Origin of the sequence: Pyrobaculum islandicum DSM 4184 (assembly GCF_000015205.1) — an archaeon.
Classification (GTDB): domain Archaea; phylum Thermoproteota; class Thermoprotei; order Thermoproteales; family Thermoproteaceae; genus Pyrobaculum; species Pyrobaculum islandicum.
The window spans coordinates 380,251-400,154 of sequence record NC_008701.1 but is presented as its reverse complement, the minus strand read 5'-3'; the positions used below and the strand labels follow the sequence as shown (position 1 = coordinate 400,154).

19 protein-coding genes are annotated in these 19,904 nt (G+C 49.0%); 10 read left to right on the top strand and 9 right to left on the bottom strand.

The features are described from left to right. The first annotated feature begins 45 nt into the window (after window positions 1–45). From PISL_RS02100 to PISL_RS10550, 4 genes are all read left to right on the top strand, one after another. The gene (locus tag PISL_RS02100; protein WP_011762166.1) at window positions 46–1,398 is read left to right on the top strand and encodes a CAP domain-containing protein; all 1,353 of its coding nucleotides are present in this window, start codon (window positions 46–48) and stop codon (window positions 1,396–1,398) included. A 422-nt stretch (window positions 1,399–1,820) separates the two neighbouring features. Then, window positions 1,821–3,371, top strand: coding sequence for a helix-turn-helix domain-containing protein (locus PISL_RS02095; protein ID WP_011762165.1), 1,551 nt, complete (start codon window positions 1,821–1,823; stop codon window positions 3,369–3,371). Beyond that, window positions 3,368–4,237: a DMT family transporter gene (locus PISL_RS02090; RefSeq protein WP_011762164.1), complete on the top strand. Its 870-nt coding sequence runs from the start codon at window positions 3,368–3,370 to the stop codon at window positions 4,235–4,237. The genes PISL_RS02095 and PISL_RS02090 overlap by 4 nt, the downstream gene beginning before the upstream one ends. Before the next feature lie 4 nt (window positions 4,238–4,241). Then, window positions 4,242–4,394, top strand: coding sequence for a hypothetical protein (locus PISL_RS10550; protein ID WP_245218438.1), 153 nt, complete (start codon window positions 4,242–4,244; stop codon window positions 4,392–4,394). Window positions 4,395–4,737: 343 nt separating this feature from the next. Here the strand turns inward: PISL_RS10550 and PISL_RS02085 are convergent, their stop codons facing one another. Beyond that, window positions 4,738–5,742 (bottom strand): THUMP domain-containing protein, encoded by a 1,005-nt coding sequence (locus PISL_RS02085; protein ID WP_011762163.1) that lies wholly within the window; start codon window positions 5,740–5,742, stop codon window positions 4,738–4,740. A gap of 47 nt (window positions 5,743–5,789) precedes the next feature. Between PISL_RS02085 and PISL_RS02080 the strand changes: the two genes are divergently transcribed. Then, window positions 5,790–7,343 (top strand): PINc/VapC family ATPase, encoded by a 1,554-nt coding sequence (locus PISL_RS02080; RefSeq protein WP_053240273.1) that lies wholly within the window; start codon window positions 5,790–5,792, stop codon window positions 7,341–7,343. After that, window positions 7,340–8,086: a class I SAM-dependent methyltransferase gene (locus PISL_RS02075; RefSeq protein WP_011762161.1), complete on the top strand. Its 747-nt coding sequence runs from the start codon at window positions 7,340–7,342 to the stop codon at window positions 8,084–8,086. The genes PISL_RS02080 and PISL_RS02075 overlap by 4 nt, the downstream gene beginning before the upstream one ends. Here the strand turns inward: PISL_RS02075 and PISL_RS02070 are convergent. Continuing rightward, a complete protein-coding gene (locus tag PISL_RS02070; RefSeq protein WP_011762160.1) occupies window positions 8,076–8,939 on the bottom strand; it encodes an MBL fold metallo-hydrolase in 864 nt (287 codons plus the stop codon). The two genes, PISL_RS02075 and PISL_RS02070, sit on opposite strands and share 11 nt — an antisense overlap. Next, the gene (gene rsmA, locus PISL_RS02065; protein WP_011762159.1) at window positions 8,927–9,634 is read right to left on the bottom strand and encodes a 16S rRNA (adenine(1518)-N(6)/adenine(1519)-N(6))-dimethyltransferase RsmA; all 708 of its coding nucleotides are present in this window, start codon (window positions 9,632–9,634) and stop codon (window positions 8,927–8,929) included. The genes PISL_RS02070 and rsmA overlap by 13 nt, the downstream gene beginning before the upstream one ends. A gap of 32 nt (window positions 9,635–9,666) precedes the next feature. On the opposite strand from rsmA, the gene gatE reads away from it, so the two are divergent. From gatE to PISL_RS02050, 3 genes are read left to right on the top strand one after another with little or no spacing between them, the layout of a single operon-like run. After that, window positions 9,667–11,490, top strand: coding sequence for a Glu-tRNA(Gln) amidotransferase subunit GatE (gene gatE, locus PISL_RS02060; protein WP_011762158.1), 1,824 nt, complete (start codon window positions 9,667–9,669; stop codon window positions 11,488–11,490). Window positions 11,491–11,511: 21 nt separating this feature from the next. Then, the gene (locus PISL_RS02055) at window positions 11,512–12,774 is read left to right on the top strand and encodes a Pre-mRNA processing ribonucleoprotein,-binding region (RefSeq protein WP_011762157.1); all 1,263 of its coding nucleotides are present in this window, start codon (window positions 11,512–11,514) and stop codon (window positions 12,772–12,774) included. 52 nt (window positions 12,775–12,826) lie between these two features. Beyond that, window positions 12,827–13,534, top strand: a complete 708-nt coding sequence (locus tag PISL_RS02050) for a fibrillarin-like rRNA/tRNA 2'-O-methyltransferase (RefSeq protein ID WP_011762156.1) — start codon at window positions 12,827–12,829, stop codon at window positions 13,532–13,534. Here the strand turns inward: PISL_RS02050 and PISL_RS02045 are convergent, their stop codons facing one another. From PISL_RS02045 to PISL_RS02035, 3 genes are read right to left on the bottom strand one after another with little or no spacing between them, the layout of a single operon-like run. Then, a complete protein-coding gene (locus PISL_RS02045) occupies window positions 13,535–14,584 on the bottom strand; it encodes an FAD-dependent oxidoreductase (RefSeq protein ID WP_011762155.1) in 1,050 nt (349 codons plus the stop codon). A gap of 52 nt (window positions 14,585–14,636) precedes the next feature. Further along, window positions 14,637–15,191 carry a (d)CMP kinase gene (cmk, locus tag PISL_RS02040; RefSeq protein WP_011762154.1) on the bottom strand — a complete coding sequence of 185 codons (555 nt, stop codon included), beginning with the start codon at window positions 15,189–15,191 and terminating at the stop codon, window positions 14,637–14,639. Window positions 15,192–15,197: 6 nt separating this feature from the next. After that, on the bottom strand, window positions 15,198–15,452 hold the full coding sequence (locus tag PISL_RS02035; protein WP_011762153.1) for a 50S ribosomal protein L34e: 255 nt from the start codon (window positions 15,450–15,452) through the stop codon (window positions 15,198–15,200). A 79-nt stretch (window positions 15,453–15,531) separates the two neighbouring features. Between PISL_RS02035 and tuf the strand changes: the two genes are divergently transcribed. Beyond that, window positions 15,532–16,866, top strand: a complete 1,335-nt coding sequence (gene tuf, locus PISL_RS02030) for a translation elongation factor EF-1 subunit alpha (RefSeq protein ID WP_011762152.1) — start codon at window positions 15,532–15,534, stop codon at window positions 16,864–16,866. A 28-nt stretch (window positions 16,867–16,894) separates the two neighbouring features. Here tuf and PISL_RS11610 read toward each other — a convergent pair whose 3' ends face one another. The 3 genes from PISL_RS11610 to PISL_RS02015 all read right to left on the bottom strand — a co-directional run bounded on the left by PISL_RS11610 (window position 16,895) and on the right by PISL_RS02015 (window position 19,854). After that, window positions 16,895–17,287: a hypothetical protein gene (locus PISL_RS11610; protein WP_011762151.1), complete on the bottom strand. Its 393-nt coding sequence runs from the start codon at window positions 17,285–17,287 to the stop codon at window positions 16,895–16,897. Window positions 17,288–17,503: 216 nt separating this feature from the next. Further along, entirely contained in the window at window positions 17,504–19,075 is a 1,572-nt protein-coding gene (locus tag PISL_RS02020) for a helicase HerA domain-containing protein (RefSeq protein WP_011762150.1), read from the bottom strand. A gap of 476 nt (window positions 19,076–19,551) precedes the next feature. Continuing rightward, complete coding sequence (locus PISL_RS02015) at window positions 19,552–19,854, bottom strand: hypothetical protein (protein ID WP_011762149.1); 303 nt, start codon at window positions 19,852–19,854, stop codon at window positions 19,552–19,554. Between the last annotated feature and the right edge of the window lie 50 nt (window positions 19,855–19,904).

Below are 19,904 nucleotides of genomic sequence, written 5' to 3'. Positions count from 1 at the left end.
GATGGCGGCGCGCGCCTTATACAAGGCCTCCGTTCTGCGTATTACATGAGGCGGCTTGTCTTGATCCTCCTCCTGGCCCTGGCGCTCTACCTCATGGGCGGTTCTTGGCTGTATGGGTACGCACATCTGTTTGCCGCGCGGCTCCTCGACTTGGTTAAGCACCTCAAGCTCGTGCCCGAGGGCGGGCTCTACAACTCCACGCCTGGCCTTGTAACACACGGCCTTAACGTGACTTCTCTCGTCCGCCGGTGGGCGGAGGATCTGCGGAGGGCGGCGGCGGGGGTGTCGCCGGGGGCGTGTAGAGCTGAGGTGAACTACAGCAGGTATGTGTCCTTCGCGGGGTCTGAGGTGCCGGTGCGCGTGGAGTTGAGGGGTGTGCCGCGCGGCGTTTTGAGGGTGGGGGGCCGGGTATATGAGGTGGCTGGGAACGCGACGGTGTACCTCCCGTACCTCGGCGGCGCCCCGGCCGTAAACTACACCTTTGTGCTGGAGACGCCCTGTGGAAGCTACAGCGGAGTGGTCACGGCCCGCTACCTCCTGCCGCCCACGCCGCCGGAGGAGACCTACAACGGGACCCCCAGCGGCCTACGGAGACTCGCCCTGGAGTACCTCAACCAGATTAGGGAGAGGGAGGGCGTCCCGCCGGTCAGGTGGATTCCCCTCAAGACCCCGCAGTACCGCGCCGAATACATGTTGAAGACCGGCATCTACAGCCACTACGACGCGGAGGGGAGACACCCCATCTACTACTACACGAAGCTAGACGGCGGGAAATACGCCGCGGAGGAAAACGGCGCAATGGCGAGATGTCTCCTAAACGGCAAACCCGTTAGATGTGGCAACTTCAACATGACAGACTTCATCGTTGGGTCGATAAGGTCAATGGTCTACAACGATTCGCACGCCAACTGGGGCCACCGACGCTCTCTCCTCGACCCTTGCAACAACTACGTCTCTGTCGGCATAGTGTATAACGGCTCTGAAGCCCACATGACAATCTACATGGTGTCTAAGTGGGTTCGCTGGATCAAGCCGCCGGCCTACAACGGGACGTACTTCATCGCCGAGGGGTACGTGGAGGGGGCCATGGCGCCGTTTAACTACACCCGGTGGTGCTATCCAGTGGCAGTCTTCTACGATGTTCCAACCTCTGCGTATGTGAGGCGAAGTTTCTACACGTTGGGTAATCAAACCGGCTGGTTCTGCGAAGGCGTGGCTGTGGAAAACGGAGGCATGTGGTACTTCAGAGTCGAGGTGCCGTTTAACGCCACGAAGCACGGCCTCTACACCTTTGTCATAGTGGCGAGAGACACGAGAGGGATAACATGGGAGCCAAAGCCCGGCGCCAAAGCCACATCTCAGTACTGCCAACTCGCCACATACACAGCCGAGCGCTGATCACTCCACAGCCTCCTCATAGAGCACGCTTGAGTTTCTACTGACTCGTGCTTCCTCAGGGGTTGCAGATCCGTTGCTGAGCTCGTTAAAGACGTAAGTGCTTCGACCCAGGCGCCGAGGGTCTTCGTGTGGGCTCTGTCGAGGTACGCTGTTGTGAGTGACATCGACATCCTCATTGCGCGAAGGGCAACCGATAGGGAATACGTAATGGTCTAGTCTACAGAAGCGCTGAAGCCCCTGTGTAGCTTCGCGTGGCTGGCCCCGAGCAGAGGCAGAAGGGTTCGTATTATCGAACGGGTTTGTGGAGATCTAGGCCGCCGAAGTCCTGCTCGTTTCATGGTTCGAACAAATCCCCGTTAATCTAGGCAGTAGATCTGCTAGGCGTAATTCTTTTAAGTTCGAAATATCAAACCTAAGCGGCTATGGAGTATAAGCTTGGGAATAGATTGTCTGAGCTGAGGAGGAGAAAGGGCCTCAGCCTTTCGCGGTTAGCTAGGTTGGCGGGTGTCTCGAAATCGACTTTGTGGGAGATAGAAAATGACAAGATAAGCCCCTCCATCAACACGCTCTGGGCCATCGCCAACGCCTTAGGCGTTCCCTTTGGCGAACTCGTGACATACGACATAGTTGTTAAAGACGAGGGGGTTGAAGTTCGATTGATAGAGCGTGTAGAGAACAAGGAGGTATACCTAATGAAGCTGCGCTCCAACGCGATAAAGCGCTCTGAACCCCACAGGAACTCGCCAATGGAAGTAGTGCAAGTTATTAAAGGGGTGATGATCGTCGGGAGCAGGGACAAGCTGTCGTTAGTTGGCGAGGGAGATTTTGCGAAGTTCTACGGAGGCAGGGAGCACCTCTACATGGCCGTAGGAGACGACGCGGAGGCCATCGTAACATTAATCTATGGCTCAAAAGATGAATTACCAACAATCGAGTATAAAAACACAAGGAAAGTAAGTATTCCCAGATATAGAGATTTAATATATGACGAGAACGTTGAAAACAAATTTTTAAAGATGCTAATCGACGCAGTAAATAATCTCCAAACGGTTGAGGGGTTAGAGGAGAGTTTAACTGCCGATGTGCTTAATGCGGAAATCCTAACGCTTAGGGGGAAGTTGACAATTCCCAAGGCGATAAAGGAAGGCGTGAGAAAGTTCAGCCAAAACGCGTTATTAAGAAGATCATCATTTGAGCGGAATATAGATCCACTAAAATACCTTTTGTATGAGCCGCTACACCCAGGCTACGCGGAACAAGCAGTCTACGTCGCATATGAGTTGGAGAAGAGGGGTATCAGAGACGTTGTGAGCTTAGGCTGCGGCCCGGCATATCATGAGAGGATGCTGACGGAGATATTGGATTTAGGCATAACCTGCGTAGAGACTTCTAACTTATTTAAAGCGATCTCCACATTCCCAACGCTTAATGAATTACCGGAGAAAACGGATGCGATTATCTCATTCGGCTCCTCCCACCACATAGACAACTTCCTCGAGCTGACCTCCAGCCGGCTGAGTAGGGGAGGGGTTTTGATAGTGGCTGACGAGTTTATAGACGACTTTGCCAGTGAAAGGGCGAGGAAGTTGAACGTGGTTAAGCACCACTTGGTGTATTTGCTCGATATACCGCTGGAGACTTTTCGAGAGGAGTTGCTTTCAGCCTACAACGCGGCTGTTGAGGGGAAATTGAGAGTTGCGCTAAACATTTTATCTAAGGTTTACGTCGATATTAGCGAGGGGACAAAGGATGAGAATAGAGTTGACGAGGAAAAGGCCTTCCTGAACTTCTACCACCTAGAGCTGACATCGCTATTACTAGGCGTTATCGAAGAGAGGAAGACTTCCGTTGCGAAGTTCATCTCCGAAGCCGCCGAGCGTGGGCTGAGACTTGAATCTCACTACAAAATCTATTCGACGGGCGAGGGGAAGCTGGGTGGTGGGACTCACGTGTTGGTGTTTAGAAGGGTATGAATAAAAAGGCGGAGGGCGTGCTCGAAATGGTTGTAACCACAGCGATCTGGGGAAGCGTATCTATACTCTCCATATACTCCGGCCTGCCGTCTCCCGTGTTTGTATTTTTCAGAGTCTTCTTCACAGCCCTCTCTCTGCTCTTGCTCCTCAGAAACGTCAAGGTCCAGCTGTTGAGGGATAGGTTCATCGCGGCTTCAGGCGTGTTTTTGGCGCTTAACTGGATCTTCCTATTCTACTCCGTGGCGATGCTCCCAGTTTCTATAGCTGTTATGATCTACTACACGGGGCCCGTCTTCTCCATGTTCGTGATGCACTTCGTCGGTGAAAAATTGAGTAGGGTTAAACTGCTGTCTGCAGCGATTTCGTTCGCCGGCCTTTCCGTCATAATAAATCCATTTGTGACGATGGTTTCGGAGGGGGCTGGCGCGAGCTTAGGGCTTATTTTGGCGATTCTCAGCGGAGTGAGCTACGGCTTGCTAATAGTGTTTAACAAGTTATCTGTTGGTAAATTGACTAATCCGCTGGAGTTGGTGCTTTGCCAGACTTTGATATCGACCGCCATCACCTCCCCATTTCTACTAATCCTGCATTTCGAGCTTAACGCTTACAATATAGCTATTGTGCTAGTTTCGGCTTTAGTAAATACACTACTGGCTTTATTCCTATGGTACGACAGCTTAAGGAAGATAAGCATTCACACAGCTTCGATCCTTAGCTATTTAGACCCTGTATTCGCGACGCTCTTTGCCTACATCTTCCTGGGGCAGGTCCCGGCTAAGACAGCGATGTTGGGAGGCGCGTTAATAATCATTGGCGGAGTAATGGCTGTTCTTGAGGAGGTTGCGAAGGCGAAGAAGAGAACGTGAGCACGTGAGGGTTAGGCGGCTTGTGCCGAGGTCTCTCCCCGTGAGGCAGCTGGTGGCTGCGCTGGTGGACGCCCTCCAGAGGGCGTACTACGTCGTCAGCCGGTGCCGCGGCCCCCCGCTGGAGGGTACGCGCCTGGGAGGCGGCGATGGCCATTGAATACGTCGCCTCTGCATTGGCAATGTACTGGCCAAGCGCGGCGAAGAAGATTCTGGACGGCGGCTAGCGCCTTCTGCACGTGGGATTCGGCGGAGTCGACGCGGCATCGCTGGCCGCCACGACGGCAAGCCCGACCATAAACAGTATTACGCCCATACCTCCCTTAACCTCGTAACTACACTCTTCACATGAACGACATCTACTTGGTCCCGGGGCGGCAGACGGGGGCGCGAAGACGGGGAAAGTTAATGACTTGGCGCCACGTTCCCCGGGTGAGCCGCCCCCTCGTCCCGGCGTGCCCGGGGCGGGCCCTTGAGTCCCCCAGGGAGGGGCCAAGAGAGAGTTAGGGGGACGAGGTGGGGCATATTCTCCCCACTATGATGCTGCTGTATAGGCCTCCTTGGTATATGACTCTTCTCATGATTATCTCGCCTCCTACTTGGCTTGTGAAGGTTTTGTGTCTGGGGGTTATTGTGACGTAGGTGGCGCAGTGGCGGGTGAGTTTGCGCATGGCTTTTCCGAGGAGGTGGTATAGCTTTCCTATCTTGCCGGGTATTCTGAAGCCGTATGGGGGGTTGAATATGTATTTGTCGCATATGGGGCGTATTGCTCTATGTAGTTTGGTGGAGTCGAACCAGAGGAGGTCTACCTGGGGGTACCGCGCCGTGTTTAAGGCGGCGCCTTTTATGTGTTTTAGGGATATGTCTACGCATATGTATCTGGCCCAGGGGGCGTATTCGGCCGCCTCTGCGGCTATGGTTCCGCCGCCGCATGTCAGATCGCATATGGTCTCCCCGGGGGCTGGCTTGGCGAGTCTGGCCATGGCGTGGGCGATTATGGGGTTTAGGCTGGCGTAGTGCTCATAGGCGCGCCAGGGCCTGTCTTTGAGGCTTTTTTTAGCTACGGTGATCCAGACTGTGACGTAGTTGTGTACTACGTCGACGTTTATCTCGACGTCTGGGTCGACTAGGCTGATGACGTACCCCCTCTCCTTTAGCCACCTCCCCACTTCTCTCTCTACGTCGCGTGAGGTGAAGGGGTGTTGGCCTACTCTTTCGCAACGTATGCCTACGGTTGTGTTTTTTGTGAGGTATTTCAAGACGTGTGGTAGATATGTCGACGCCGTGTTTACCACCTCTTGTAGTGTCTCTGCTAGCCCCTCGCCTAGGAATATGCCGAACCTCTCTGCAGTTTTTAAACTGTATAGGGCGTGTGGTTCTGCCTCTGTCTCTACGATTACGCGTCCTGTCATGTATATGGCTTTTGCAGTTTTTGCCGAGAGCCGCTCCGCCGATTCTTCTATTACAAAGTCTTCGAGTCCTGGGACTGTAGTTATTAAATATCGCACGGGCTATCTGCTAAAAGATTTTATATAGACTTGTATGTGTGTTGGCGGTGGATAAATACATAGCTGACAGCTCGGTGGTGTTAGACGGCTCGTTAAAAGAGGCGATACTTGGGGGGAGGCTTAGGGGCACTCTCTTTCTCCTCTCTGAAATGGCGGAGTATTTCTCTTCTCTTGCAAGACAGGGGGATGGGGTTGGGATAATTGGCGTGGAGGAGTTGAAAGATTTGTTTGAGTCTGTGGAGAAGCTGGGGCTTTCGGACTTTGTAAAGATAGAGGTTGTTTCTATAGATAGGAGGGTAGACCCAAGTGAGTTAGATATGTATGCTAGGAGGTTTGCGAAAGAGAATAACTGTATCTATGTGACAAGTGACGAATTGTCTAGAGACGCCGCGGTTGTGCAGGGGATTAGAACTATATATCTAGGCAAACCGCGCGACGTTTTGACGATAGAGAAGTTTTTTTCTAAGGATGTAATGTCTGTGCATTTAAAAGAGGGCTTGCCGCCTTTTGGCAAAGTCGGCAAGCCGGGCAGTTGGCGTTTTGTCCAACTGTCTCCAGAGCCTCTTACGAGAAAGCAACTGTATACAATAGTTAGAGAGCTCGTCTCTGAGGCGTCTCGTCTGAATTCAAAGACGAGGATTGAGATCAGGCGCCCCCATTCGATGATTATACAACATAAGGAGCATAGAATAGTCGTAGTTTTTCCGCCGGTGTCTGAAAGATTGGAGATCACAGCTACAAAACCTGTGGTTAGGAAGAGCATAGAAGACTACGGGCTTGACCCCAGGGTGTTGGAGCGGCTTGAGAAAAGCGCCGAGGGTATATTGATCGCGGGGGCGCCTGGAGCGGGCAAGACCACCTTCGCCCAGGCCCTCGCGGAGTTCTACCTGAGCAAGGGCAAGATTGTGAAGACGTTGGAGTCGCCGAGAGATATGACTCTGAGCCCCGCCATTACGCAGATCTCGAAGAACTTGGCCACATCTGAGGAGGTTCACGACATCCTCCTCCTGTCGCGGCCAGACTATACTATCTTCGACGAGATGAGGGACACGGCGGACTTCCAGCTCTACGTGGACCTCAGGCTGGCGGGGGTGGGGATGGTGGGGGTTGTCCACGCCACCTCGCCTATAGACGCCATCCAGAGGTTTATCAGGAGGGTGGAGCTGGGCATGATCCCCTCCATAATTGACACGGTGATCTTTATGAAAGACGGCGAGGTGAAGAAGATATACGCCCTCTCTATGGTGGTAAAGGTGCCGGCGGGGATGAGGGAGGAGGATCTCGCCAGGCCTGTTATCTTAGTCAAGGACTTCCTCACAGACGAGGTGGAGTACGAGATCTACGTCTTTGGCGAGGAGACCTTCGTGGTGCCAGTGAAGAGGGGCGGGGAGAGGGCGCCGAGCCGCAAGATATATTCCATGGTGGTCTCCGCCTTGAAGCGCTACGTGCCCCCTGGCGAGATTAAGCTTGAGGAGAGAGACGGCCTAATTGTGATCAAGGTGCCTGAGGAGTACCTCGGCGTTGTCCTCTCGAGGGGGGTTGCTAAGTTAGAGAAACTACGTAGGAAACTATCGCTAGATTTTAGAATAGAGCCAAGGTGAAGGCGGTCGCCGATTATTACGATACAGTAGCCCGTCTCTATGTAGATAAATACCTAGGGACGTGGTACTATAGGACGTTGTATAGAAAGTTAGGCGAGGTGTTAGACGTATATATCAAAAGAGGTATGTATATCCTCGACGTGGGGGCTGGCACGGGGTTTTGGAGTCTCTATATGCAGGCCAGGGGCGCCACAGTGATCCCTCTAGACATCTCTGTCGAGTCTTTGAAAGTGTGTAGATGTGGCGATAGAATACAGGGCGACGCCGCCATGTTGCCTATTAGGGCTCGTAGATTTGACGCAGTGACGGCGCTCGGCAGCGTCTACAACCACTTACATAACCTAGAGAGTGCGTTTGCCTCCGTGGCGCACGTGCTTAAGAAAGGCGGCATCTTTATCACAGATATAGACAACGCCGTGTGTCTAGATATGTTGTACGAATACCTGCTGTTCCAAGGGGTTGGCAAGTTTAAAGATGCCCTTCTCCGCGGCGTTGTAAGAGGAGTTTGGGAGTCTGTCGATAGCGAACTGCCCTTCAACTACTACTCGTACTTCTATGTCAAATCTGCGTTGAGGAAAGCCGGGCTTGAAATAATAGATGCTAGGCCGATATATTTATTCCCGCCCCTCCCCTCTAGGTTTTTACAAAAGCGGTTTAGGCTTAAGTTTTTTGAAAAACTAGATCTGTTGAAGCGTTTTGCGCCTTTTGCCACCACAGTTATTTATGTCGCAGTTAAAGTTTGATAAGCAATGTGTCAAAGTCGTCGGGGATATAGATATGAGGCGGCGGCTTAACGGCGTCGGCTAGAGCTTTATGTCTCTCTTTACTGGGGTATCTAGCGCTTATATGTGTAAGTATAAGTACGTCAGCTTTAAGCGTCTTTGCGGCCTCAACGGCGTCTGCCACTGTTGAATGGCCCTCGTCATGTGCTTTTTGAGGTTCTACGTCGTCGGCAAAAGTGGCCTCGTGTATTAACACGTCTACCTCGCCGACGGTTTTCCACATCTGGGGGCACGGCGCAGTATCTCCAGTGTATAACAGCCGGCGGAATCTCTTATGTGTAAGATCTGCCACCTCTTCTGGGGTTATTAACCTACCGCCTACTTTCACAGCCTCTCCTCTTATTAAATTCGTAAGCGCCCACTTGGGCAATCCGGCGACTTTAGAAAGATCTAGCTTATAGCCGACGTCCCATTGAAAGAGCCACCCACACGCGTCTACAGTGTGGCACACCTCTACGCATGTTATTTTGAAGCGCCCCTCTTCGTAGCTGTCGCTTACCTCAACGCCAAGTCTCTCTAAGATCTTATGCATAGATCTCGGAGCTAGTACTTTCAATTTTCCGCCCAGAAACTTGTTAGTGATTACTAAACCGGGTAGGCCTAATGTGTGGTCTTCGTGTTGATGTGTAATTGCGACTAGGGTGAGAGAGGCGGGGGAGACGTCTATTTGCAACAGTCTATATTGAGCCCCCTCTCCTGCGTCGAGTAAAACTCTATGGCCTAGCCAATCCTCTAGGTATATAGTTGGCAACATTCTATCTGATTTAGGCACTGCGCCGCCTGTGCCTAGAAATACGAGTTTTAAGAGCGGCACGTTTCTGTCGTGTCGAAGTGTTTTTTATATAGTTCAACTATTTCCTCAAGTGTGAGTTGGTACACCCGCTTTTCTGTCTCTCCAAGTTTCAGACGGCGGAGAGTTTTTCTACGTGTTGAAAAAAGCCGAGCTGTAAATCGTTGGAAGTTTTCAAAATCTTCTACACAAGGCCGCCTCGGCGTGAGACGCACCACGGCGGAATAAACCTTAGGCGGCGGGCTGAATACATGGGGTGGGAGTATACGTAACACTTCTACGTCGTAGTGACACCGAATTGCCACAGTTAGCCTCCCGTAGTTTTCAGTACCTGGCGCAGCTACAAGTCTTTCGGCGACCTCCTTCTGTATAGTAACTACCGCCGGGAGTCTGTATTTGGCGAGTTTTAGAAGTAGCGGGGAGGTTATAGAATATGGGATGTTTGACACAAAGAAGTCTGCCCTAGGCCACTCTATCTCAAGCGCGTCGCCTACAATTACTACGACGTTTGGAGGGGCTTGTCTCTTTAAAAACTCCGCTAGCGTTGGGTCGATTTCGATGGCGTATATAGTTTTTGACTTCTCTGCTAGAGGTAATGTTAAAGCCCCCCTCCCCGGCCCGACTTCAATTATGTCAAGTCCGCTTGGGACAAGCTCTGTTATAAACTGCGCCACTGACGTATCTCTTAAGAAATGTTGACTCCACCGCCTCTTTCCCACGATATATTTAAACCCAATATTTATATCGCCATGTGGACTATAGGTCGCTTGGCCTAAAGGTAGGTCTTGAAATACATATCCAGTTAAACACTAAACGTAAGCTCTTCTGCCACTGCCCCCCTGTGTTGAGAGACGACGAGCCCCACTTTAGAATAGAGAGGAGGCTACACCTATCTGTAAGCGAGCTCGGCGCCGTTGACCCAGCTGTGTTGTGGGAGGTGAGGAAAAGGAGGCGGTATATTTACGAGGGCTATCGCGACACTACCTGTCTAGTGGAACTAGATGAAGAGCCGCCGCATCTTCCAGACGAGGAGGCGCTTGCCACAGCTGTCGCAGTTGCTAAGATGTTTAATGCAAAAATTTTCGACGAGATACACGTAATGAGGAAGATTGTGATAGACGGCTCTAATGTCTCCGGCTTCCAACGGACGATGTTGATCGCATACGGCGGCAAGAAGAAGATTCTTGGCTATGATATCGGCGTAGAGACTATAGCGCTTGAAGAAGACGCCGCTAGGAAAATAGCGGAGGAGGGGAAGACAGTTGTCTACAGGCTTGATAGATTGGGGATACCCCTCATAGAGATTGCCACAGAGCCTATGTCTTACCCGCCACAACAAGTTGAGGAGGTGGCTTGGATCATTGGATATAGTGTAAAAATCACGGGGAGAGCTAAGAGAGGTCTCGGCACAGTTAGACAAGATGTAAATGTCTCAATTGCCGGAGGTGCCAAAACTGAGATTAAGGGGGTGCCCGACCTCTCCTTGATACCGAAAGTCATAGAGTATGAAGTACAGAGACAGCTCAGTCTTCTGAAGATTTCTGAAGAGTTGAGGAGAAGGGGAGTGGGCAAACTAGAGCTTTCTACTGTCGATGTTACTCAAGTGTTTACAAACACAAAGTCGAAGATTGTAAAGAGGGTGCTTGAGACAGGGGGTAAGGTGGTGGCGGTCAAAACGCCCGGCTTTCAGAAGATCTTTGGAGTTGAGGTGCAACCTGGCCGGCGCTTTGGCACAGAGCTTGCTGATTATGTAAGAGCCTGGACAGAGTTAGGCGGTCTTCTTCACAGCGACGAGCTTCCTGGATATGGAATAACGGCAGAGGAGGTGAGAGATATAATAAGTAAACTTGGCGTCGAGTCTTTCATATTACTCATGGGCGTAGACGATAGGGAGTTAGAGGAAGCAGCTACTGTTGTAGTTGATAGGCTAAATACCGCTTTACAAGGCGTGCCAGAGGAAACGAGGGGGGCTAATCCGGACGGCACGACGCGTTTTCTAAGGCCAAGGCCTGGTGCCGCGAGGATGTACCCTGAGACTGATATTCCGCCAATTAGAATCACCTTTGAAATTTTAAAAAAGTCTGAGGAGATCGCAAAGGTAAGTCTAGAGGGGAAGCTGTCAGAATTAACGTCGCTAGGCCTTAGTAAAGATTTGGCACTTCAGCTTATTAAATCTCCATACTTGGAGAAATTTGAAGACTACGTCTCGAAATATAAAGTGCCGCCTCAACAAATTGCCACTATTCTTCTAAATATTTCTAGAGCTCTCGCTAGGGAGGGCGTTGAGATAACAGACGAGAAAATTGCCTCAGTTCTCGAGGCTCTTGAGAAAAAGATTATCACAAAGGAGGCTGTAGAAGAGGTGCTTAGAAATATGAAAGCTGGGGAGTCTGCGGAGGAAGTTGCTAAGAGGTTGGGCTTAGTTAGAATGTCTTATGAAGAGGTGAAAAAAGTGGTGGGAGAGGTGGTGCGGGAGGTTGGGAAAGACAGGGCTTTAGGCGAGGTCATGAGGAGATACAGAGGGAGGATTGATGTAGAAGACGTAAGACGTGCCCTCTCTGAGTTATATTTTTAAGTATATTTTTCAAAGGGCTTAATGACGAAAATATACATAGCGACAGATGTACTGGGGTTTTTCGCGCTTGACGAGACGGGAAATCTCGTAGATAAGGTGTTTTATGAGAGAAAACCCGACCTAGTAGCTGAGAGATTGATAGAACTTGAAAAGTCAAATTACGTACCAGAACTCCTTACAATAATCGAGAGGGTGAAGACAAAGGCGCAGAAAATCGTGGTAGAGGATCCTGAGCTTGCGAGGAAGCTTGTGTCTGTTATCAAGGGCGTAGAGATCGTGGCCGAGAGCCCCTCCCCCGTGCTCACGACATTTAGACAAAACTTTTCTAAGTACCTCCAGGCGTTGGGCTTAAGCTGGGAAGATTATAGAAACTACCTATTTGAAATAAGCGATTTGGTAACCAGGCGTAAGCTAAGACAAGCTGTTGAAAAGAGAGACCTATTTATTGCCCAAGCTATTAGTACACTTGATGATGTAGATAAAATACTGAATCTAATAGCGTCAAGAATTAGAGAGTGGTACGGCTTGCACTTTCCTGAGTTGGAGGAGTTGGTGAGAGACAATAAGGAGTATGTAAGGATAGTGTACTATATAGGACATAGATCTGGGATAAGCGAGGAGAGTATAAGGAAGGTATTTCCGGATATGCCTGCGGAGAGAGTGAAGAAAATAGTCGAGTCTGCAAAGAAAAGCATAGGCGCTGAGATGTCAGAGTGGGATTTAGCTCAGTTAAAATCGTACGCAGAGGCGTTTATCAAACTGGAGTCATATAGAGAAAGCTTGGCTACATATATTGACGAGGCAATGAAAGAGGTTGCGCCTAACATAAGGGAGTTAGTCGGGCCGTTGTTAGGCGCCAGATTGATAAAACTTGCCGGTGGGCTGACGAGGATGGCGTTTCTTCCCGCATCTACAATACAGGTTCTCGGCGCTGAGAAGGCTTTATTTAGAGCTTTACGTACTGGAGGGAAGCCTCCTAAACACGGCGTAATATTCCAATATCCCGAGATCTTTAGATCGCCGAGGTGGCAGAGAGGTAAGATAGCGAGAGCTCTTGCGGCTAAGTTGGCGATTGCGGCTAAAGCCGACGCTTTTACTGGTAATTTCATCGCCCCCAGACTAAAGGAGGAACTAATGAAAAGAATACAAGAGATCAAGACTCTCTACGCAAAGCCGCCTCCCAAGACCCCTCAGCAACCGGCTACAAAGACCCCGCCTCCACCGCCGCCTCCTCCAAGCGGAGGGGGGAAGAGACCGCCTCCGCCTAGGAGAGGACGGCGCTGATTATATCCGCCACGGCGATAAGTATATAAATCGTAAAGTGACGTATTTTTCCATGTCTATTGAAGTGGTAGATGTGCGTAAACATGAACATCACTTCGGCGTATATGTAGTTAAATTCGAAGATGGGACTGAGCGTCTGGCGACGAAAAATCTAACTCCAGGCAAGAGAGTGTATGGGGAGAGGTTGATAAAATGGAGAGATGAGGAATATAGAGAATGGAACCCCTATCGCTCTAAGCTTGCTGCCGCAATAGTCAATGGCATAAAATTTATCCCAATTCAAGAGGGTACGCACATGCTTTATCTAGGCGCTGCCTCTGGTACGACGCCAAGCCATATAAGTGACATAGTGGGAGAGAGGGGTCTGATATACTCTGTGGAATTTTCGCCACGGGTCTTCAGAGAATTTATAGAAAAATTGGTAGACCAGGGCAGAAGAAATGTAGTACCGATTTTAGGTGATGCCAGATTTCCATACCAATACGCACATTATGTAAAAGGCGTAGACGTCGTCTACATTGACGTGGCACAGCCGGCGCAAGCAAAAATACTTGCAGACAACGCCGACTACTTCCTTAAGCCTGGCGGCTACGTCATGTTAGTGATAAAAGCCATGAGTATTGATGTGACAGCCCCGGCAACTGAGACGTTTAAACAAGAGATAAACACGCTAAAAGAAAGGGGGTTTGAAATTCTTGAGACTGTCCACTTAGAGCCTTATGATACAGCACATGCGATGGTCATAGCTAAAAAGAAGTAGTCAGTGGGAGGAGAGATATTCGTTTACAAATTGTGCAGCTTTCATCCCGGAGCCTAATGCCTTGCCAATGAGAGAAGGCCCTGTAACTACGTCTCCTGCTGCAAAGATGCCGCGGTGAGTTGTTTGCATTTTTTCATCTACCTTGATGGTGCCGTCGGGGTTAAATTCTATACCTAGGCAGGGCCCTGGCGGCGTTGGCTCCTCGCCTATGGCTATTAACACGGTGTCGAATTCTTCTTCAAACTCGCTGCCTGGCACAGGCTCAGGCCTGGGCCTACCAGATTTATCTGGCGGCCCTAGTCTCATCTTTATGAACCGGACTTTTTCCACTTTTTCTCTGCCTAGGAAAGCCACGGGGTTTATTAACTCTCGAAACTCTATGCCTCTCGCTATAAGCTCAGTTTCTATAGTCTTCTTGCCGGCAGGCGCCTCGTTAATAGTACGCCTATAGGCGACTACTACTTTTTCTGCGCCTTGTAGCCTGGCCTCAATTGCGGCGTCTACGGCAGTCAAGCCTCCGCCTACTACTAACACCTTCTTTCCAGTTGGATAGACTTTTTCTTTAGGTAGATACCCCAACTGATTGGCGTAGATTCTAAAGAGGTAGTCAAGCGCTTTGTAAACCCCCTGTAAATTCTCCCCTGGCACGCCTAACGATCTACTCTTCCAAGTCCCGGTCGTAATTATAACGGCGTCGTATCTCTTTACAAGATCCTCAAGATTTACAAACTCTTTCACTAATAGGAGAGCCTCGTGTTCATGTGGTTTCTCGCCGCAGTATACAAACGTAGATGTGTAAAACTTCGCGCCGGCTTCTATCAGCTCCCTCACCCCCTCTCTCACGCTCTCTCTTGGGACCCTAAAAGGTGGAATGCCAAATATCAACAGCCCTCCGGGCTCGGGCAATGCGTCGTATATATGGACTTCATGTCCGTCGCATAACAACACGCCTGCAGCGCCTAGGCCCGCAGGCCCTGCGCCTATTATTGCAACTCTTTTCCCTGTCGGCGGTTTTTTCGTATTGGGTTTGCATCGAAGCAAGAACTTCATAGTAGCTGGAAATGTGATATATTAAATGCGTATTTATTGTATTTGTCGAATATCAACAGAATTTTCTGGAGTACTTAAATCCCAACACTGTGCAAATGTAGTCTAAGCTAATTCTAATGGCATCGTTTATAGAGAGATATGAAGTGTCTAAGACAAGATCGAACACCGAGAGGTCGTTGATGTCTATATTGTAGAGAGAAAGATATCGCCTCCTATTAAGTTCCTCACGCTCTCTTACCTCCCGTAGAGCATCTTCGAAGCTTTTTTTGTCACGTATAGAAATTCGTCTTGCACGTATTTCGCTAGATGCCTTTAAGTATATACATATGTCCGCATAAGGTCGCACAATCCACGCCGCTAGATGGCCTTCGAGAACTACGTTACCGGCTTTCGCTCTTTCTATAGCCATGGAGTCTACTACCTTGTCAATATCGGGGTTTTTCTCGGCATATTTATGAAACTCTATGAAATCTATGCCCATTTTGGCCGCCAACTCTCTGAAAAGTGACCCGGATGAGACAAGTGGTAAATTTAACACCCTAGCTACCTCTCTAGCTACTGTAGTCTTTCCGCTACCTGGCTGTCCAGAGATAGCTATAACAACCATGTATGTCTATCCTCTCACGGCCAGTCTCAACGCCCTAGCTAAGACTTTATGAGAAAAAACGCCTCCATATGGTCTACTGGGCGCTCTTATCGATATGCCAAATCTGTATACTTTATGGTTCATACCTCCTAGCGGCAGATTAGTCACGGGACATTTGGGGACGCCCTTCGCTCTTTTTTCATAATGTACTACGGTCCTACCGCCTGGAGTCCTCACTTTTACTCTCCTAAGACTTCTAGAGCGATATGCAGGCCGCGGCATATGCTGAGATTTACTTCAGTTTAAAAACTTTGGTATTTAAAGCTCGAAAAATTTATAAGAATAAGAATAAAAGCCGCCTATGCCGTCGATAATATTACCACCAAAACCAACAGCTCTACAAAAGCCGCACTTAAACCTAGCAGTTATTGGCCACGTTGACAATGGCAAATCGACATTGGTAGGCCGTCTACTATATGAGACAGGTTATGTAGATGAAAAAGCGTTTAAGGAAATTGAAGAGATGGCTAAAAAGATGGGGAAGGAAGACTTCGCTTTTGCATGGATTCTTGATAGATTTAAGGAAGAGCGTGAACGCGGCGTAACTATCGAGGCTACACACGTGGGTTTTGAGACTAATAAATTATTCATTACAATCATCGACTTACCTGGCCATAGAGACTTCATAAAGAACATGATTGTTGGAGCTAGCCAAGCAGATGCAGCTCTCTTTGTAATTTCTGCACGTCCTGGAGAGTTTGAAACAGCCATAGGGCCTCAGGGACAGGGCAGAGAACATCTATTTCTCATTAGGACATTGGGTGTTCAACAAATAGTAGTTGCTGTTAATAAGATGGATATTGTAAACTACGACCAGAAGAGGTATGAACAGATTAAAGCCGAAGTCTCTAAGTTATTAAAACTATTGGGCTACGACCCAAGCAAAATACACTTTATCCCAGTAAGTGCGATAAAGGGAGATAACGTCAAAACTAAGTCTTCCAACACGCCGTGGTATAACGGGCCCACGCTACTTGAAGCTCTTGATACCTTCCAACCGCCTCCAAGACCTGTTGACAAACCGCTTAGAATGCCGATACAAGACGTATTTACAATTACAGGCGCGGGCACTGTGGTAGTTGGTAGAGTTGAGACCGGCGTGTTAAAGGTTGGCGATAGAGTTGTCATAGTACCTCCTGCTAAGGTAGGCGACGTGAGATCTATAGAGACTCACCACATGAAACTTGAGCAAGCGCAACCAGGCGATAATATAGGTGTTAACGTGAGAGGTATAAGCAAAGAGGATGTAAGACGTGGAGATGTATTAGGTAAAGTAGACAACGTCCCGACTGTCGCTGAAGAGATAGTAGCCCGTGTAGTTATACTATGGCATCCCACAGCTATAGGCCCAGGCTACGCGCCAGTTATGCATATACATACAGCCACGGTACCTGTCCAAATTGTAGAGCTTGTATCTAAACTCGACCCACGCACTGGTCAAGCAGTTGAACAAAAGCCTCAATTTATAAAGCAGGGCGATGTGGCAATTGTAAAGATTAAGCCTCTGAAGCCTGTAGTTGCGGAGAAGTTCAGTGAATTCCCAGCGCTTGGCCGCTTTGCTCTCCGCGACATGGGCAGAACTATTGCGGCTGGCCAGATAATTGAGGTAAAGCCTGCGCAAGTGCAGATTAAGTAAATTCTTGCACAAGTTCGCTAGCTCACGCTTATCTGGCGTGGGCAAACCGATCTATTTCCTCTGTCGTTAGTCTGGGCTCCTTTCGTCCCGTGACTTTTTCAACAGTCTTTTGACATACTTTTCCACTGCTAAGTGTCTGCGCGTCACAGAGTCGAGGACGTCTAGTCCCCCTAACTGCTATGGGATTTTCACTTTTAGTGTTCTGTATGCGTTCGTAGTTGCGTTGTAGAGAAAAAGTAAAAAGATATAGACCCGAGAGTCGGGTGTTTTTAAATATAAGTAGGGGGAAGCGGGTTTGTTCTACCCTTCTCACGGCGTCTATTGTCAACGCCACGATGGGTATTGCCAGTGGGAGTAGGGCTTGGGGCGGTAGTAGTGGTATGTTTACGGCGCAGGCAAGGACGAGCGCGTTGTTTACCACGGCAGTTTAGCGACGGTGGCCAAGACCGCCGCGACGTGTCTAGCAACGCCGACCCCCTCCACCGAATAGGCCCACCTTCTTGTGTATAGTATCGCCATTGTAATGCCGACGTTGAGCGCGACCGTCAACCAGGGCGCGTCGGCAAGGGGCGGGCCCGCCCCAGCTCCCAGAGAGCCGGCGCCGCGAAGGGGATACAAGTAAATCCTATATATCTATCTACATCTCCCTCTTAATTCTAGGAGTTATTCCCCCATGGTGTGTCCATCTTTGACCGACGACAATTAGTAGAGGCACGGGCACAGAGATCCCTGTAATCATAGCCTCTGTTTCATCTAACGTCCGTAATGGACGTGGATCTTCGAGATGTTCCGCAACTGTAGCTACGTACTTTAAGTCGCTTGGGTTAATCATTCTTTTGAATATTTGGGTCATAGCTTGTGAAACTACGTCTTGGTCTAGTTTAGTGGGTCTTTGTGTGATGAGACAGAGGCCGAGTCCAAACTTTCTACCTTCTCTCGCTATTTTCACAACATAGTTTTTACTAAGCGCGTTGGGGGTAGATGGGGCGAAAATATGAGCCTCCTCTATTACGATAAAAGTTGTGAGGTTTTTCCTTTGTGTCGCAACTCTGTATATCTGATCTAGAAATACGGCTAGAAACAGTTGTTGGTCAACGCTGTCTAGTCCAGATATGTCCAAAATATGCAGAGCAGGCGTGGTGACAAAAGATTGTGGGTCAATTAACTTAATAGGCTCTCCTTGGTACACCTCTCCATATCTAGTTATGAATATAGGGCTTGTATAGAAAAGAGATCTGAGTCTACCCTCTAATCCGCGGAGCGCCATTTCGCCAGCGTAGCCGGGAGGCGCCGCGTGTTTGCCCCCTTCTAAAACCTCTCGTATCAATTCCTCAACTGTAGTAAGGGGCTGTCTCTCGCCGTAGTTTGTAGCAACTTGCCAACCCTCTTCTAGAATTCTCTTCTGTGCGTCTGTGAGCCCGTATAATATGTCAAGAAGTTTTTCAAGTGTGCGTAGAGGTAAACTTCTTGGGTTTATCCCGATCCTTGTATACACACGCCTTGTGCCATATCTTTTTTCAAATGCGTCGTCTACGGGTCTAGTATCTACTTTCCCCACTACATATATCCTTACTTTTTCTGCGACGGCTTTTCCCTCTTCTGTCAGAGGTATAGACATTGCCGAGTATTCGCCATGTGGGTCAACAACTATTATTGGTATGTCTAGGAGACTAAGGCGTTCTATTATGACTCCTGCGAGCCAACTCTTCCCAGCTCCTGTGCTGGCTAATATAGCGCAGTGGTGAGTAACTAGTTTTTCGGCGTTGATTTTTGCAGATATGTTCGTGCCCCTTATTCTACCTATAGTGATATACGTTCCGTCTTCAGGCGGTGCGAAAAACTCTTCTAATTCACGTTCTACAATTCTATAGACGTAGCTGAGAGGTTTCACTGGCTTTTGAGGTTTCAATATCCTACGTCCGACTCTAGCGCCTAATACGACAGCTCTCGCCTCTGTGTAATACAAGACGTCTTCTATGCCTAGAGTCTCCTTAATTTCCCTTATTACATTCTCGTCGTCAAACTGTGCGATAAGTCTTGGATCTGTCGCGGCATTTCTGTGTCTAATAGCTGTGATGCGAGAAATGACGCGTAGTCCATCTACCTCTGTAGCTACAAAAGAGCCGACATCTATTTCAACGCCTCGAAATGGTCTAAATATATAGTAGTATATAGAGGGCGATTTGACAACTACGCCTATTTTTTCCACGTAGTTAATCCCGGCGCCACAATTTAAGCCTGAGAGCTAAAATGTGGCGTGGGAGAGACGCGTCTCCACTCTTTCGATTACCTTACAGAATATCCGAGCATACGGCTACGCCTAATTGAAGCTGATATTATAACTTTTAGTGTGGTCTCCTGTAGTCTTCATAACCAACAGAAATTTCGACTCTGCCACTAGACATAGCCATGTACGTCTACGGAATCTAAAGATACCATGGCGTCTTGTCGAAGAGAGACCGGAAATCCTAGACCTCGTGACGAGAATGCAGTTGGCTGTCGAGGAGAACGTCGAGAGATCGCTTAAGGAAGTCACGAGGCAAGAGGGGCCCAAGCTCACCACCGAGGGGGCCGTTACCAGACCCCAGTGGCCCAGACTCTCTTGCCCAGGGCCCTCGACTTTGGGCGAGCCCTCCCGGGAGGACCGGCGTCGCAAGGGGGCTATCTATGACTGTACTATATTGATTACTTTATTATCTTTTTTACGACACTTAATAAATAGTCTGAGTCTGTTATGTATATGTTTCCGGTGTGATCTATTATTTCCGCTCTATCTTCGTATATATATATAGTGTATTGCGGAGGATCTATTATAACGAGATGTTCTATTGGGAAAACTCGTCTTATAAAACCACTTTTGTCTATATACACCTTTACGAAATGTCTTTCGTGTTGTACTATTACCTCATATAGACCGCCTATTGGCTCTCCTTCCAATCTGGGTTCTAGGTTTACCTCTTTCCCACATACTGGACATTTAAACTTCACCGAATAGTATTTATATCAAGTTTTTTATCTATTAATCGGTTTATGAGGCT

What these genes read in the sequence shown, in the direction of transcription:
- PISL_RS02050 (WP_011762156.1), top strand. Translation starts at nt 12,827, where the DNA reads ATGTCTATTGAAGTGGTAGATGTGCGTAAACATGAACATCACTTCGGC.
- PISL_RS02055 (WP_011762157.1), top strand. Translation starts at nt 11,512, where the DNA reads ATGACGAAAATATACATAGCGACAGATGTACTGGGGTTTTTCGCGCTT.
- PISL_RS02045 (WP_011762155.1), bottom strand. Translation starts at nt 14,584, where the DNA reads ATGAAGTTCTTGCTTCGATGCAAACCCAATACGAAAAAACCGCCGACA.
- tuf (WP_011762152.1), top strand. Translation starts at nt 15,532, where the DNA reads ATGCCGTCGATAATATTACCACCAAAACCAACAGCTCTACAAAAGCCG.
- PISL_RS02095 (WP_011762165.1), top strand. Translation starts at nt 1,821, where the DNA reads ATGGAGTATAAGCTTGGGAATAGATTGTCTGAGCTGAGGAGGAGAAAG.
- PISL_RS02035 (WP_011762153.1), bottom strand. Translation starts at nt 15,452, where the DNA reads ATGCCGCGGCCTGCATATCGCTCTAGAAGTCTTAGGAGAGTAAAAGTG.
- PISL_RS02100 (WP_011762166.1), top strand. Translation starts at nt 46, where the DNA reads ATGAGGCGGCTTGTCTTGATCCTCCTCCTGGCCCTGGCGCTCTACCTC.
- cmk (WP_011762154.1), bottom strand. Translation starts at nt 15,191, where the DNA reads ATGGTTGTTATAGCTATCTCTGGACAGCCAGGTAGCGGAAAGACTACA.
- PISL_RS02090 (WP_011762164.1), top strand. Translation starts at nt 3,368, where the DNA reads ATGAATAAAAAGGCGGAGGGCGTGCTCGAAATGGTTGTAACCACAGCG.